The 12,636-nt window shown below is 70.2% G+C and carries 13 protein-coding genes and 4 pseudogenes; 6 read left to right on the top strand and 11 right to left on the bottom strand.

Features of this window, described 5'->3' with window-relative positions:
• Window positions 1–43 precede the first annotated feature (43 nt).
• The gene (locus tag FB157_RS19940; RefSeq protein ID WP_145881746.1) at window positions 44–919 is read right to left on the bottom strand and encodes a universal stress protein; all 876 of its coding nucleotides are present in this window, start codon (window positions 917–919) and stop codon (window positions 44–46) included.
• 196 nt (window positions 920–1,115) lie between these two features.
• Between FB157_RS19940 and FB157_RS19945 the strand changes: the two genes are divergently transcribed.
• Both FB157_RS19945 and FB157_RS19950 read left to right on the top strand, forming a co-directional pair.
• A complete protein-coding gene (locus tag FB157_RS19945; protein WP_186581580.1) occupies window positions 1,116–1,793 on the top strand; it encodes a CBS domain-containing protein in 678 nt (225 codons plus the stop codon).
• 220 nt (window positions 1,794–2,013) lie between these two features.
• The gene (locus FB157_RS19950; RefSeq protein ID WP_145881590.1) at window positions 2,014–2,610 is read left to right on the top strand and encodes a cation transporter; all 597 of its coding nucleotides are present in this window, start codon (window positions 2,014–2,016) and stop codon (window positions 2,608–2,610) included.
• 242 nt (window positions 2,611–2,852) lie between these two features.
• Here the strand turns inward: FB157_RS19950 and FB157_RS19955 are convergent.
• From FB157_RS19955 to FB157_RS19965, 3 genes and pseudogenes are all read right to left on the bottom strand, one after another.
• Window positions 2,853–3,219 (bottom strand): annotated as a pseudogene (locus FB157_RS19955) (PP2C family protein-serine/threonine phosphatase); the annotation flags it as partial.
• Window positions 3,220–3,230: 11 nt separating this feature from the next.
• Window positions 3,231–3,335 (bottom strand): annotated as a pseudogene (locus FB157_RS19960) (IS5/IS1182 family transposase); the annotation flags it as partial.
• A gap of 151 nt (window positions 3,336–3,486) precedes the next feature.
• Window positions 3,487–4,407, bottom strand: a complete 921-nt coding sequence (locus tag FB157_RS19965; RefSeq protein WP_145881592.1) for a pyridoxamine 5'-phosphate oxidase family protein — start codon at window positions 4,405–4,407, stop codon at window positions 3,487–3,489.
• 117 nt (window positions 4,408–4,524) lie between these two features.
• Here FB157_RS19965 and FB157_RS19970 point away from each other — a divergent pair, with 117 nt between their 5' ends.
• Complete coding sequence (locus FB157_RS19970; protein WP_145881594.1) at window positions 4,525–5,199, top strand: CBS domain-containing protein; 675 nt, start codon at window positions 4,525–4,527, stop codon at window positions 5,197–5,199.
• 82 nt (window positions 5,200–5,281) lie between these two features.
• On the opposite strand, the gene FB157_RS19975 is transcribed toward FB157_RS19970, so the two are convergent.
• Entirely contained in the window at window positions 5,282–6,100 is an 819-nt protein-coding gene (locus tag FB157_RS19975) for a universal stress protein (RefSeq protein WP_145881596.1), read from the bottom strand.
• A gap of 196 nt (window positions 6,101–6,296) precedes the next feature.
• On the opposite strand from FB157_RS19975, the pseudogene FB157_RS48505 reads away from it, so the two are divergent.
• The 3 genes and pseudogenes from FB157_RS48505 to FB157_RS19990 form a co-directional block, all read left to right on the top strand.
• Window positions 6,297–6,440, top strand: a pseudogene (locus FB157_RS48505) (universal stress protein); the annotation flags it as partial.
• 19 nt (window positions 6,441–6,459) lie between these two features.
• Window positions 6,460–8,031 (top strand): AAA family ATPase, encoded by a 1,572-nt coding sequence (locus FB157_RS19985; protein WP_145881597.1) that lies wholly within the window; start codon window positions 6,460–6,462, stop codon window positions 8,029–8,031.
• Between the two features lie 73 nt (window positions 8,032–8,104).
• Window positions 8,105–8,856, top strand: a pseudogene (locus FB157_RS19990) (alcohol dehydrogenase catalytic domain-containing protein); the annotation flags it as partial.
• Between the two features lie 41 nt (window positions 8,857–8,897).
• Here FB157_RS19990 and FB157_RS19995 read toward each other — a convergent pair.
• The 6 genes from FB157_RS19995 to FB157_RS20020 all read right to left on the bottom strand — a co-directional run bounded on the left by FB157_RS19995 (window position 8,898) and on the right by FB157_RS20020 (window position 12,635).
• Complete coding sequence (locus FB157_RS19995; protein WP_398946964.1) at window positions 8,898–9,032, bottom strand: hypothetical protein; 135 nt, start codon at window positions 9,030–9,032, stop codon at window positions 8,898–8,900.
• Window positions 9,032–9,805: an STAS/SEC14 domain-containing protein gene (locus FB157_RS20000; protein ID WP_145881599.1), complete on the bottom strand. Its 774-nt coding sequence runs from the start codon at window positions 9,803–9,805 to the stop codon at window positions 9,032–9,034. The genes FB157_RS19995 and FB157_RS20000 overlap by 1 nt, the downstream gene beginning before the upstream one ends.
• 53 nt (window positions 9,806–9,858) lie before the next feature.
• Window positions 9,859–10,278 carry a CBS domain-containing protein gene (locus FB157_RS20005; RefSeq protein WP_145881600.1) on the bottom strand — a complete coding sequence of 140 codons (420 nt, stop codon included), beginning with the start codon at window positions 10,276–10,278 and terminating at the stop codon, window positions 9,859–9,861.
• A gap of 173 nt (window positions 10,279–10,451) precedes the next feature.
• Window positions 10,452–10,739: a DUF1876 domain-containing protein gene (locus FB157_RS20010; RefSeq protein WP_145881602.1), complete on the bottom strand. Its 288-nt coding sequence runs from the start codon at window positions 10,737–10,739 to the stop codon at window positions 10,452–10,454.
• A gap of 49 nt (window positions 10,740–10,788) precedes the next feature.
• Window positions 10,789–11,073 (bottom strand): acyl carrier protein, encoded by a 285-nt coding sequence (locus tag FB157_RS20015; RefSeq protein WP_261386380.1) that lies wholly within the window; start codon window positions 11,071–11,073, stop codon window positions 10,789–10,791.
• Window positions 11,070–12,635, bottom strand: a complete 1,566-nt coding sequence (locus FB157_RS20020) for a 2-oxo acid dehydrogenase subunit E2 (RefSeq protein WP_145881604.1) — start codon at window positions 12,633–12,635, stop codon at window positions 11,070–11,072. The genes FB157_RS20015 and FB157_RS20020 overlap by 4 nt, the downstream gene beginning before the upstream one ends.
• Window position 12,636: the final 1 nt, after the last annotated feature.

The following is a 12,636-nucleotide window of genomic DNA, read 5'->3' on the forward strand; positions in this document are numbered from 1 at the left end:
CTCTCCTTCGAAGGCCGCTGGGCCTGGGCCCGCGCGGTGAGCTTCAGACCGGTTGGGGGACGACGGCGACTGGGCATTCCGAGTGGTGCAGCAGGGCATGGGCGACTCTGCCGAGCTGCAGGCCGAAGTGACCGTGCCGGCGCTGAGCGCCGACGACGACCAGGTCGGCTTCGGCCGATGCCTTCAGGAGGACCCGGTGGGCGGGGCCTTCGACCGGTCGGCGCTGAATGTCGACCTGAGGGTATTCCCGTGCGGCCTCGCGCAGCGCGTCGTCCAGGCCAGCCGAGGCCCGCTCCTCGCGCAGCCGGGCGGCGTCGTCGGCGATCAGCATGTGGTCCACGGGCTCTTGGGCCGGGTTGCGCCAGGCCCGTACGGCCGTCAGGGCGCAGCCGCGCACCTCGGCTTCGCGGACGGCGAACCGTACGGCGCCCGCGTCACCGGTCGGGTCCCCGACCCCCACCACGACCCGGCCGAAGGTTCCCTGATGGATCGGGTCCCCGCTTCGGACCACGAAGACCGGGCACACGGCACGAGCTGCCACCGCAAGGCTGACCGACCCCAGCAGCAGCCCCGCGACCTCGCCGCGCCCATGAGAGCCAGTGACCAGGGCGAACGCCTCGGGGCCCGCCCGCAGCAACACGGACACGGCATCGTCAGGCAGTACCTCGCCCGACGCCTTCACCTCGGGATCGCGAAGCCGGGCACGTTCCAAGCTGGAAGAGATGATGTGTTGTGCCATGACGGCCTCAGCCGGACGGTCGGTGCTGAACGACGGTTGGACTGCCTCGTATCGCTCCCAGAGGGAGGCGTGGACCAGGTGCAGTGCCAGCCGGTGCCGTGCCGCCTCGTCCACCGCCCAGTCGACCGCGAGCAGACTGGAGTCCGATCCGTCGACGCCCACGACCAGCGGGAGTTCCATCGCCGCCACCGCCTTCTCCGTCCGGCTGCCGAGAGCCCCTGTGAATACCGTCGCACCGTCCGGGTACCGCCGCGACACACCGACCGGGTCTCGGATCGGGCGGCCTCCAGCCGGATTGCGGTCCGCCAGGGCGCGGTGATGCTGGAGTCATACGGCCTGACCGACTCCTCCGGCTCGCCCCTGAAGGACTTAGGACATGCCTGATGCTCCGCACATCGTGAGCGATGTGATGACCCTGCCCGTGGTGGCCGTCGGGCGCGATGCCCGGTTCAAGGAGATCGTGCGGGCCATGGAACAGCGGCGGATCAGCGCCGTTCCGGTCGTGGAGGGTGCGGGGCGGGTCGTCGGTGTGGTTTCCGAGGCGGACCTGCTGCCCAAGGAGGAGTTCCGGGACCGCGGCCTCACCCGCCCGGAACGGATCCGTCGCCGGTCCGACCTGGCCAAGGTGGAGGCGCTGACCGCCGAGGAACTCATGACCACGCCCGCTGTGACAGTCCGCTCCGACGTCACCCTGGCGCAGGCGGCCCGGATCATGGCTGTGAAACACGTCAAACGGCTGCCCGTGGTCGATGACGAGGACAGGCTGCGGGGCATCGTCAGCCGTGGCGACCTGCTGAAAGTCTTCCTGCGGTCGGACGATGACATTGAGGAGGAGGTCCGTCGCACCGTGGTGGCCTACCTGTTCCCCACGCTCGCTCACGCCATCCACGTGTCAGTGCAGGACGGGGTCGTCACGTTTCGTGGCCCGGTTCAGGACACCTCGCTCATCTGGGTCGCCGAGCGCCTTGTTCGTGCCTTGGAGGGCGTGGTGGGCGTCGAGTCCCGGCTTGGCGGCGAGGATGCCGGCTCGGGCGGAGCCGAGACCACGCTGTGACCCGCGCACGCGCGGCGCCTGAAGGAACAAGCCGACACGGCACGAGCGAGGAGAGCCGGCACGCCGCACGCATCTACGACAGGAGGCATGTCGCCGCTCGGCGGTGCACGGCGGTCGGCTCAGAAGGCAGGCTCGGGCTCCTGCCGAGGAACGGCACCGAGGCCCCTCCGGGAGCTGGCCCGGGCTGCTTGCCGTGTGGGACTGCTGCGAGACTCGCCTGGTGAGCGACGTGAAGGAGATCTTCCGTGAGTCCCTGCTGCGCCGGGGCTTCGTGCTGGAGTACGTGACCTTGGGCTGGAACGTGGTCGGCATCGTGGTGCTGGCCGTCGCGGCGGTTGCGGCGAGGTCGGTGGCGCTGGCCGGGTTCGGCCTGGATTCCCTGATCGAGATCGGCGCCTCCACCGTGGTGATCTGGGAGTTGTCCGGAACGGGCGAAGACCGGCAGCGTCGTGCCCTGCGGCTGATCGGTGTCGGCTTCGCGCTGCTGGCGGTGTATCTGCTGGTGCAGTCGACATGGGTGCTGATCAGCGGCTTCCGGCCGCATCACTCGCCGCTGGGGATCGCGTGGACCGCGGTGACCGCGGTGGTGATGTTCGTCCTCGCTTTCGGCAAGGCCCGCACCGGTGCCGCGCTGGACAACCCGGTGCTGAAGACGGAGGGCCGGGTCACCCTGATCGACGGACTGCTGGCCGCCGCGGTGCTGCTCGGTCTGGTCCTCAACGCCCTGGCAGGGCTGTGGTGGGCGGATCCGGCCGCCGGCTATGTGCTGGTGTGCTACGCGGTCCGCGAAGTGAAAGAGATCTTCGGGCACCACTGAAAGTGAACGAGTAGGTTCTGACAGCCCTCCACCGAGGAAGATGCCGCAGATGTCCCCCTGATCAGCCGGCCTGGGCTTGCTGGCTTGCTCGGCCTCGGCCTTGGTGTGGGCGAGGCGGTAGGACTCGGCGCCTTTGTGGCCGCTCCCATCTCCACCTCGGTGTTCGAGCTGATCAAAGCCCTGGAGCGGGTACGGGGGGGGCGGTCACCCGTGACGTCTTCGCGCACCCGCTCTGCGCGCCCACCGAACGGCTCGCCGCCGGTGACGTGTTCCTCGATGATGCCGTCGGTGTAGCACAGCACCCGGTCGCCCGGCTGGAGCAGGTGCTCTCGGATCCGGGGGCTCCTCGCCGCCGAAGCCGATGGGCAGGGTCGTCGCGCTCTCCAGCTGCCGCTCGACGCTGCCTTCGCGGATCAGCAGCGGCGCGGGGTGGCCCGCGTTGACCAGTTCCAGCTCACCGGTGGCGATGTTGAGGTGCATCAGCTGGGCGGTGACGAAGTGGTCGGGTCCGAACTGCCGTGAGATGGCGTCGTCCATGAAGGCGTACTTCTCGGCCAGGCTGACGAACACGCGCCGGGCGTGCCGGTAGGCGCCGATGGCGATGGTCGCCCGGCGGCGAGGAGGTGCTTCTTTGCCCAGGTCACGAGCTTTCCGGCACAGGCGCGGTCGGCCCAGACGATGGTGATCTCGGGGTACATCAGACGGAGGCGGAAGAGGACCTCCTTGAGAAGAGGCTGCGCGCTGTGCATCGACGGGGCGGCCGCAGCGTCATGGGGCAGGGCCGCGCCTGCTCGTCGGGCGGTAGGTGCCCACCAGACTCTGCTGGCGAGTCGGCGCACGCTGGGGAGGGGTGTCTCTTCGGTGGCCCGTGGCCGTTCACTGATCGGCCGGGGTTATCCGACGGCCCGTGAGGCTCGTGGGCCGGATCGACACCCACATCTCGCGTTCACCGCCCGCCCACGGCGTGGTGTGGGCGTGTTGGGTGAGCCTGCGCACGGCCTCGGGGTCAGTCACGACGCTCGCGCGGCCGACGGCGAGCACGCTCCAGCCCTGGCTCAGAGCCTCGTCCACGTGATCGACCTCGAAAGCGATGTCCGTTTCCGCGGCCGCCGCCGCCACGGAGTCGGGTGCGGTCCGGAAGACGATGGCTTCATCGACGACGTCGTAGTTGATCGGGACGACCGCCGGGCGGCCGTCGAACGTCGTCACCGCGATGCGCCCCACCCCATGCGTGGAGAGCAGGGAACGGCACTCCTCCGGATCGAGGTCCCGCAGCTGAGGGTGCAGCAGTGCGTACCCCTGACCGGGTGGGAGGTCCATGCCTCCACCGCGCAGAGCAGCGACCGTGGTGCCCAGTGCGTCGGCCAGCCTGATGAGAGTCGCCAGAGGCGGGTCGGCGGGCTGTTCCTCCAGGTATGCCAGGTAGTCGGGCGACATCCGGGCGCGGCGGGCGGCCTCCTCCCGGCTGATCCCCTGTCTCCGGCGTTCGACGGCCACGCGCCGACCGATGTCGCCAGGGTTGGTTGTTCCGGCCGGTGGGGCAGCTGCGGACACGGCCTCCGCCCCGCCCGTCTCCGGCCGTTGCGCGTGGGTGGCCCCGGACTGTTCATGCTCAAGGTGCCGGATGTGTGCGTCGGGCCCGGGGAAGACGAGCGTCACCTCGTCCGTGTCCGACCAGCGCACATCGTAGGGAGGTGTTCCGTCGTCGTGGTGGAGTCCGACGATCTCGCCGTCGCGCCTGGCGGCGCCGGTCGCAGGACTTTCGATGACCAGTTGGTCGCCGAGGTGAGCTCGCATGATCGCCGCCCTCTCCTCAGAATGGTGCTGTATCCAACCTGCCACGCGGGAGAGACCACCGCATGGGGCGAGAGCCCCCGGGGCCGCGAGGCGGGCGGCCCGTCTACGGGAGGCACCATGCACCACCGAACGGTCGAGGAGCTCATGACCCGGGACGTCGTCCGGGCACGGCCTGACACACCGTTCAAGGAGCTCGTCCGGCTGCTGGCCGAGAACGACGTCACCGCCGTACCCGTGGTGGACGACCTGGGGCGCCCCATGGGGGTGGTCTCCGAGGCCGACCTGCTGCGCAAGAGCGCCGACCAGGCCGACCCGTCGGGCAGGTCCCCGGTCCCCGACCTGGAGGCGTGGGAGCGGGCCAAGGCCGAGGGCTCCCGCGCCGAGGAACTGATGTCGGCTCCCGCGGTGTGCGCGCGCCCCGAGTGGACCGTGGTCGAGGCCGCTCGCCTCATGGAGGCCCAGCACGTCAAGCGGCTTCCCGTGGTGGACGAGGCCGACCGGCTCCTGGGCATCGTCAGCCGTGGTGACCTGCTACGGGTCTTCCTGCGCCGTGACGATGCCATCCGTGAGGAGATCACGGGGGACGTGTTGCGACGCACCATGGGCCTCGAACCCTCGGACGTGCGGGTCGAGGTGCGCGACGGGCGGGTCACCCTCGGTGGTTCCGTGGAGTACAGGAGCCTGATCCCCGTCATCGAGCAGCTGTGCCGTGGTGTCGACGGCGTGGTCTCGGTCACCGCTGACATTGCGTACCGAACGGACGACGCGCGCCGTTCCCCCACCGGCACCTGACCAGACCGCCGACGCGGCTGCTGGGAGGCGCGAGGAAGCCCTGGTTCCGTCGCCCTCGACACGAGCCTGCTCCAAGGAGTCGTCAGATCTGGGGCACGACCGCGACAGGGCACGGCGCGTGATGCAGTACCGCGTGGTTGATCAGGCCCAGTTGCAGACCTCGATGCATGAGGCGCGGGCGGGCACCGACGACCAGAAGGTCCGCCCCTGATGCGGCTTCCAGCAGTGTCTGGCGTGCCGGTGCTTCGATCAGGATCGGCTCGACCAGGGAATCGCGGTACTGCTCCGGCAGGCTGCGCAGGGCGTCGTCGAGCACCTGCGCCGGCGGGCGCCGGTGGGCCTCCAGGGGCCACGACGGGGCCTGAGATGTGGCGAAAGCTCCGAACGGCGCGCTCCAGGCGTGCACTGCCATCAGTCGGCACCGTCGCACGTGGGCCTCGCGGAACGCGAACTGGAGGGCCGTGCCGCTGCTCTCTTCGTCCTCGACGCCGACGACGACGGTTCCGAACTGGGCGTCCCGGTGCTCTGCTGTGCCGCGGACCACGACGACCGGGCAGTCGGCTCGTGCCGCCACGGCGAGGCTGACCGATCCCAGGAGCATCTCGGTGAGGTCTCCGAGCCCCCTCGACCCGAGCACCAGCGCGAAGGCGTTGCGCCCCTTGTGGACCAGGGCGGAGGCCGCGTCCTCATGCACCACCTCGCTCGACAGCCGCACGGGGCCAGCGCCCTTTGTGGCACGTGCCGAGGCAGCGCTGATCACGCCGGAGGGTTCATGGTCCCCACCCGCCGCGTGCAGGACGTGGAGCGGCACCCCGTGCCGGACCGCCTCGTCGGCGGCCCAGTCGACCGCCTCCAGGCTCGCCTCGGATCCGTCCACGCCGACCACCAGGGGAATCGTCACCGCCCCTGTCTCCTCTCGTGCCGGATTCCCGTTCCGGGCTCTCCTCCACAGGTCCACATGCGCCGCAGAGGGGCTCGGGCGATCATCGAATGAGAGAACGCATCACGTTCGGCATGCAGGCGACGTCCGGAACCATTCACGCGATCGGACTCGTCCACCGTTGCTTCCAGCTTCGTACGAGACGGAGGCCGCCGCCATGCAACCAGTCGTCACCGTCGGCATCGACGGTTCGCCCGAGAGTCTCAGCGCTGCCCACCGGGCCACCGGCGGTGCCGAGACGCGAAGGCTCACCTCGCGCCCGCTGCACGCGTGGCCGCTGCCGGCACCAGGACCGGCCCGTGGGCGCCGCGCGGTCGCTCATGGCTGAGCCCGAGTTCCGGGAGACATCCGTGCTGCGGTCGGTGCCTCAGGCGGAGGCGTCCGGGCACGAGGGCGAACCGCTGCCGCGCGCAGACGTCTGCGAGACCCACACGGCCATCCTGTTCTTCGTCGGCGACCGCGTCTACAAGGTCAAGAAGCAGGTTGATCTTGGGTTCCTGGACTACACCACGGCATCGGCTCGCCAGGCCGCCTGCGAGCGCGAAGTCACCCTCAACCGCCGGTTCGCCCCCGACGTCTACCTGGGGGTTGGCGAGTTCCACAGCCCTGACACACAGGCGCCTGAACCGCTCGTGGTGATGCGCCGTATGCCGGCGGGCCGCCGCCTCTCCCGCCTGGTCCGAGCAGGAGTCGCCGTCGACGACGTCCTCCGGGCCGTCGCACGGAACCTCGCCGCGTGGCATGCGGACGCGCCCCGCGGCCGCGACGTGGCCGAGCAGGGCACGCGGGACGCGCTGTCGGCGCGGTGGGAGGCCGGCTTCCAGCAGGTGCACGCGCTGGCTGCCGACGGCTTCGTGCTCGACGGGGTGACGGAGGTCGAGCGGCTGGTGCGCCGCTATCTCGCCGGTCGCAAGCCGTTGTTCGACGCCCGCATCGAGCAGGGACGGGTGGTCGACGGTCACGGCGACCTGCTCGCCGACGACATCTTCTGCCTCGACGACGGCCCCCGCGTCCTGGACTGCCTGGAGTTCGACGACCATCTCCGCTACGTCGACGGCCTGGACGACGCCGCCTTCCTGGCCATGGACCTGGAGCGGCTCGGCGCCCCGGAAGCGGCGGCGTACTTCCTCGCCCAGTACGGCGAGTATTCCGGAGACCCGGCGCCCCCGTCCCTGTGGCACCACTACATCGCCTACCGCGCGTTCGTCCGCGCCAAGGTCTCCCTGGTCCAGGCCCGTCAGGGCGCGCCCGGGGCGGAGGCGGTGGCGCGGCGGCTTGCTTCTGCGGCACTGCGTCAGCTGCGCGCCTCCGCTGTCTGTCTCACTCTCGTCGGCGGACTGCCGGGCAGCGGGAAGTCCACCCTCTCCGGGGCGCTGGCCGACCGGCTGGGGGTCACCCTGCTCAGCAGCGACCGCCTCCGCAAGGAACTGGCGGGCATTCCCGCGGAGCAGTCCGCGGCGGCCGGCTACTGCGAGGGCCTGTACACACCCGAGTGGACGGCCAGAATCTATGGCGCCCTGCTCGATCGCGCAGCCGCCCTGCTGTCCTGCGGAGAATCCGTCGTCCTGGACGCCACCTGGTCCGATGCGGGACAGCGTGCGGCGGCCTTGCGCGTGGCCGAACGGACCAGCGCCGACCTGGTGGCCCTGCACTGCCGCGTGCCGGGCGACGTGTCAGCGGCCCGCCTGACCACGCGCGCTGCCGGTGCATCCGACGCCGGCCCCGAGATCGCCGCCGCGATGGCGGCCACGGAGCCGCCATGGCCCGACGCCGTCGCGGTGGACACCGGTGGTTCGTTGGAGTCCGCGGTCGCCCAGGCGCTGGCAGCCGTGCGGCCATGGGGCGCCGGCCAGGCCCCGGTGCTCCGCCGCCCCTACATGGAGCCGGACTGAGATGCGCCGGCGGCCGTGTTGCCCGGCCGTCCTGCGGGGTGACCGTGGATGGGGGACCGAGGGAGTGAGTACCGTGCGAGCGCTCGTCTACCACGGCCCGGCACAGAGCTCCTGGGACACCGTCCAGGACCCTGCGATCGAGGAGGCGACCGACGCGATCGTCCGTGTCGACGCCACCGCCGTCCGCGGAGTGATCTGCACATCCTGCGAGGTGACCTTCCCGAGGTGAAGCCGGGGACGGTCCTCGGCCACGAGGCCGTCGGCGAGGTGGTGGAGGTGGGTGGCGAAGTCCACCACCTGCGCCCCGGGGACCAGGTGATCGTGTCGTCCGTCTCGGCCTGCGGCCACTGCCGGGCGTGCCGCGACGCCAAGTACGGACAGTGCGGCGAGGGCGGCGGACGGATCCTGGGGAATCTGATCAACGGAACCCAGGCCGAGTCGGTGCGGGTGCCCTTCGCCGAATACTCCACCACCCGACGCCCCTTCGACCTTCCGCTCGACGACGCCGTGCTGCTCGCCGAACTCCTGCCGACCGCCTACGACGTCGGAGTGCGGAACGGACATGTGTCCCCGGGTGACACCGTCGTCGTCGTGGGCGCGGGCTCCGTCGGGCTCGCCACGGTGGTCGTCGCCCGGCTCTACTCGCCCCGCCGGATCATCGTGACGGACCTGGCCGGTGCCCGATTGGACACTGCCGTCCGTGTGGGGGCCGATGTCGCCGAATCGCCGGGGAAGCTGCTCGCCGACCTGGCCGAAGGCCCGGGCGCCGACGTGGTCATCGAGGCGTCAGGAGATCCGGACGGGTTCGTGCTGTGCACACGCGCCGATGCGGGTTGATGTGGCAGCCCCTCTCAGCACAGGCGCGTTCATCCGCGGTGCAGCACGACTTTGAGGGCTCCCGTGGTGGCGCCCTGTGCGAACACCTCGTAGGCGTATTTCATCCGGTCGAGAGCGAAGGTGTGAGGGACCAACTGGGATGTGGGCAGGCGTCCGAACCTCATCAGGTCAAGCAGTCTGGGTGTGGAGGACGGTCGGGCGGGCTCGCGGCCCAGGCGACGGCGTCGTCGAGCTGGGCGTATCCGAACTGCCTTGCCTCGGCTCGGACGAAGTGGTTCGCGATGTGAGGCACGAGGCCGGCGAGCTTGCTGTCGGCCGCCAGCGCGACCCTCCTGACCCTGCGATGATGGTCGCGGACGAAGCGTACATGCCGGACCAGGCTTCCGATGTTCTCCCAGCCCGGAAAGTCGCGAGCGTGCACCACGACACCGGCCAGTTCGTCGTGGGTCTCGAGCCAGCTGTCGACGGTCTGTGCCAGCGCGTCGAAGTCCTGTGCGCGCAGGGGTTGTTCCACCTCGACCACCAGCACCTTGGACTCGGGCAGGAGCTGGTGGGACACGCCGGGTCCTTCAGGCAGCGAGACGAGCCAGCGCAGGGCCTCATCGCGTTCCTGGCGGCCGAAGACGCGTACCGGACAGGGCATGAGGAAACTCGCGAGCCGGGTCGACTCCCGGATCCAGCCGGTGTCGCTGACGACCGCGCATCCCTCGAACAGGCGCATGGCGCCGATCCCGACCTTGAGGTCCTCCCACCCGGCTGCCGGGGTGAACGACCGGAATTCCGGGCCGACTTCCCACAGGAGGCGGATGCGGCGGCCTTCCCTGCGTGCGTCGTCGATGAGCGGCTCGATAACCGCTTTGTAGTCGTCCTTCGACACCGTGCCGATGGCCTTCACGGCGTCGACGCCTGGGGGCACGTCCTGGACTCTGTCGAGCATGCCGTTCCTCTCTCGGTGCCGTGCGATGGGGAGCCCCGGCCGACCCGGTGGGGTCAGGGGGCTGCGCAGATGACTTCGACGAAATGGCCCACCTGATCCTCGGGGAGGTGACGTGCGAGGTCTGCCTCGCTGATCATGCCGACGAGGCGATGGTTGTCGATCACTGGCAGCCGGCGGATCTTGTGCTCTTCCATGGCCTGAAGGACCCGGCCCGCATCGGCGCCGGCGTCGATCGTGACCGGCTTGCCCTGCTCCAGCTGGCCGGCGGTCATGGTCCTGGGGTCCTTGCCCTTGGCGACACACTTCAGCACGATGTCACGATCCGTGATGATTCCGTGGAGCCGGTCGTCGGGGCCGCAGATCGGGAGAGCTCCTACGTTCAGTTCCTTCATCTTGCGCGCAGCAGCCTCCAGCGTCTCGTTCTCCTGGACGCAGGTCGCACCGGTGCGCATGATCTCTCGGGCAGTGGTCATGGCCATCTCCTTCGGGTGTCGCCGACCACCGGGAGAGCCGTGGAGCCTGGCCCGCCCCGGCCGGTTACTCCTCAAGACCAGTGTGGATTGATCACCTCCCGTGCGCATGCCACGAAACAAACGGCCACATCACCGCCGGATGTGTCATGAATGATCTGTGATCCGCCGGGGTTTCACAGAGGCCGTACAGCCGTCTTCTGGGTGCTGAGTCGGGGCGCGGCCATGCCTTGGATGTCGCGCTCCGCGGTCTCCAGCAGCTGGTGAGCGAGGTCGACCATGGCCCTGCCTGCCGCCAGTTCGTCGCCGATCTCCGGCACGTTCGTGTCCGCCGGATGGCAGTGCGCCCTTCCGTGGGCGGTGAGCGCCGCGGTACCGGTGTCCAGCACCAGGTGCGCCTTCGTTGTTCCGTCGTCGTCTTCGAAAAGATGGAGACGTACCTTCCATTCAGTCGTGTGCGACATCGATTCCTCCTCACCTCAGTACGGATGTGCGGACGCAGCGGCAGGAAGCTCACGGCACTGGGCTGGTCCCGTCCTTCGACCTGTCGACCAGGAACCGCGTGGCATCCGCCAGCGTGGTCAGCTCCGGATAGTCCTCATCGTCGATACGGATCCCCGTGCGCTCGGACAACAGTTCCACCAGGCTGAGGAAGTCGAGCGAATCCAGTTCGAGCACGTCACGGAACTTGTCGTCCGGTTCGACCCGGGTGAAGTCGGCGTCCGGGATGATCTGCATGATCGACTCTTCGACCACCGCCGTGGCCTCCGTGTCGGTCAGGGGCTTCAGGCGACTCACAGCTCCTCCGGTTTCTGCAGCAGTCGGTCGACAGCCGTCAGGTAGCGCGCCCCTACGGCACCGTCCGTGGCCCGGTGGTCCCCGGCAAGGGTCGCGGTGACCACCGGACGCACACCGAGCATGCCGCCCGTGGCCCAGGGCCGCTCGACGACCGCACCGAAGCCGACCAGGGCCACCTGGGGCGGATGGATGACACCGAACACGGTCTCCACGCCTTGGTCGCCCAGGTTGGTGACGGTCAGGGTGGCGCCGGTCATCTCGCTGCCACGCAGCCGTCCCCGGCGGGCGCGCTGGACCAGATCCTTGAGGCTGGTCATGAGGGCGTCGGGCGGCAGGGTGTCGGCGCGGTGGATCACTGGCGCGAGCAGTCCGCCCTGCCGGAGTGAGACCGCGACACCCAGGTTGACCTCGGCACCGGGGACGAACCCGTCGTTCTGCCAGTAGCCGTTGAGGCTCGGCACCTCGCGCGCCGCCACCGCGGCGGCCTTCAGCAGCAGGGCGGCGGGCACGAGGCGGTCGGCAGGCGAACGACCGCGGTTGATCCGGCGCAGCCAGCCTTCGGCCGCCGTGAGGTCGATGGTCGTGGACAGGTAGTAGTGCGGGATCTCCCGCTTGGAGCGGCTCATGAGGCCGGCGATGGCACGGCGCATGGTGTCCGTACGTTGTTCCGGCCGTTCGTCGGCCGGTAGGGCCATACGCGTGCGCTGCCGGCCGTCCGATAGGTGCTGAGCCGGCCGCTCGGGTTCGTTTCCTCCGGTGCGTGCGCGCATGGCCGCGTGTACGTCCGCCGCACGCACGGCTCCGCCGTCCCCAGTACCCCGTACCGTCGTCAGGTCGACGCCGAGGTCATGGGCGAGCCTCCGTGCGTACGGGGTGGCCCGCAGCCTGAGCGCGGGGGGATGCGGGGCGTGCTCCACGTCGGCACGGGTGATCCGTCCGCCGGATCCGGTTCCGTGAAGTGTCGTCAGGTCGACGCCCCGCAGCTCCGCCAGGTGCCGCACGAGCGGTCCGGCTCCGAAGGCGGATTCCGCCTCGGCGGACAGCTCCGGCGGCAGTTGCGCGGGACTCTCCGCCGCGCGTACGGGCTGCCTGCCGGGCTTCCTTCGGGATTCCGTGCGCACCGGCTCCTCGGCGGGCCCCGGCTCCAGGACCCCCTTCCGCCGAGGTGCCGGGCGTTGCCCTGTGGCGGGCTCCTGTTCAGCCTCCGCCCGCAGGGGCGTCTTCTGCGAGAGAGATCCCTCGACCGGCTCGGCGGCCATCGGCGGGACTGCCTCACCCCTGGCCGTCGCCGCGTCCCCGGATGCTCCCGTCCGCCCGCCGGACGCGGCCTCGCCCTCGATCACGGCGAGCGGTGTCCCCACCGGCACCCGGGTCCCCGGCGAAACGAGCAGCCGCCCCACGGTGCCCGACTCGAAGCACTCCACCTCGATGGCCGCCTTGTCGGTCTCCACGACTGCCACGACGTCGCCCTTGTGCACCCGGTCCCCGGGGCCCACGAGCCACTCCTGGAGCACTCCCTCGTCCATGTCCGCGCCGAGCGAGGGCATGGTGAACGCAGTCATC

It is taken from the genome of Streptomyces sp. BK340 (genome assembly GCF_007827595.1).
In the GTDB taxonomy this organism is placed as follows: Bacteria; Actinomycetota; Actinomycetes; order Streptomycetales; family Streptomycetaceae; genus Streptomyces.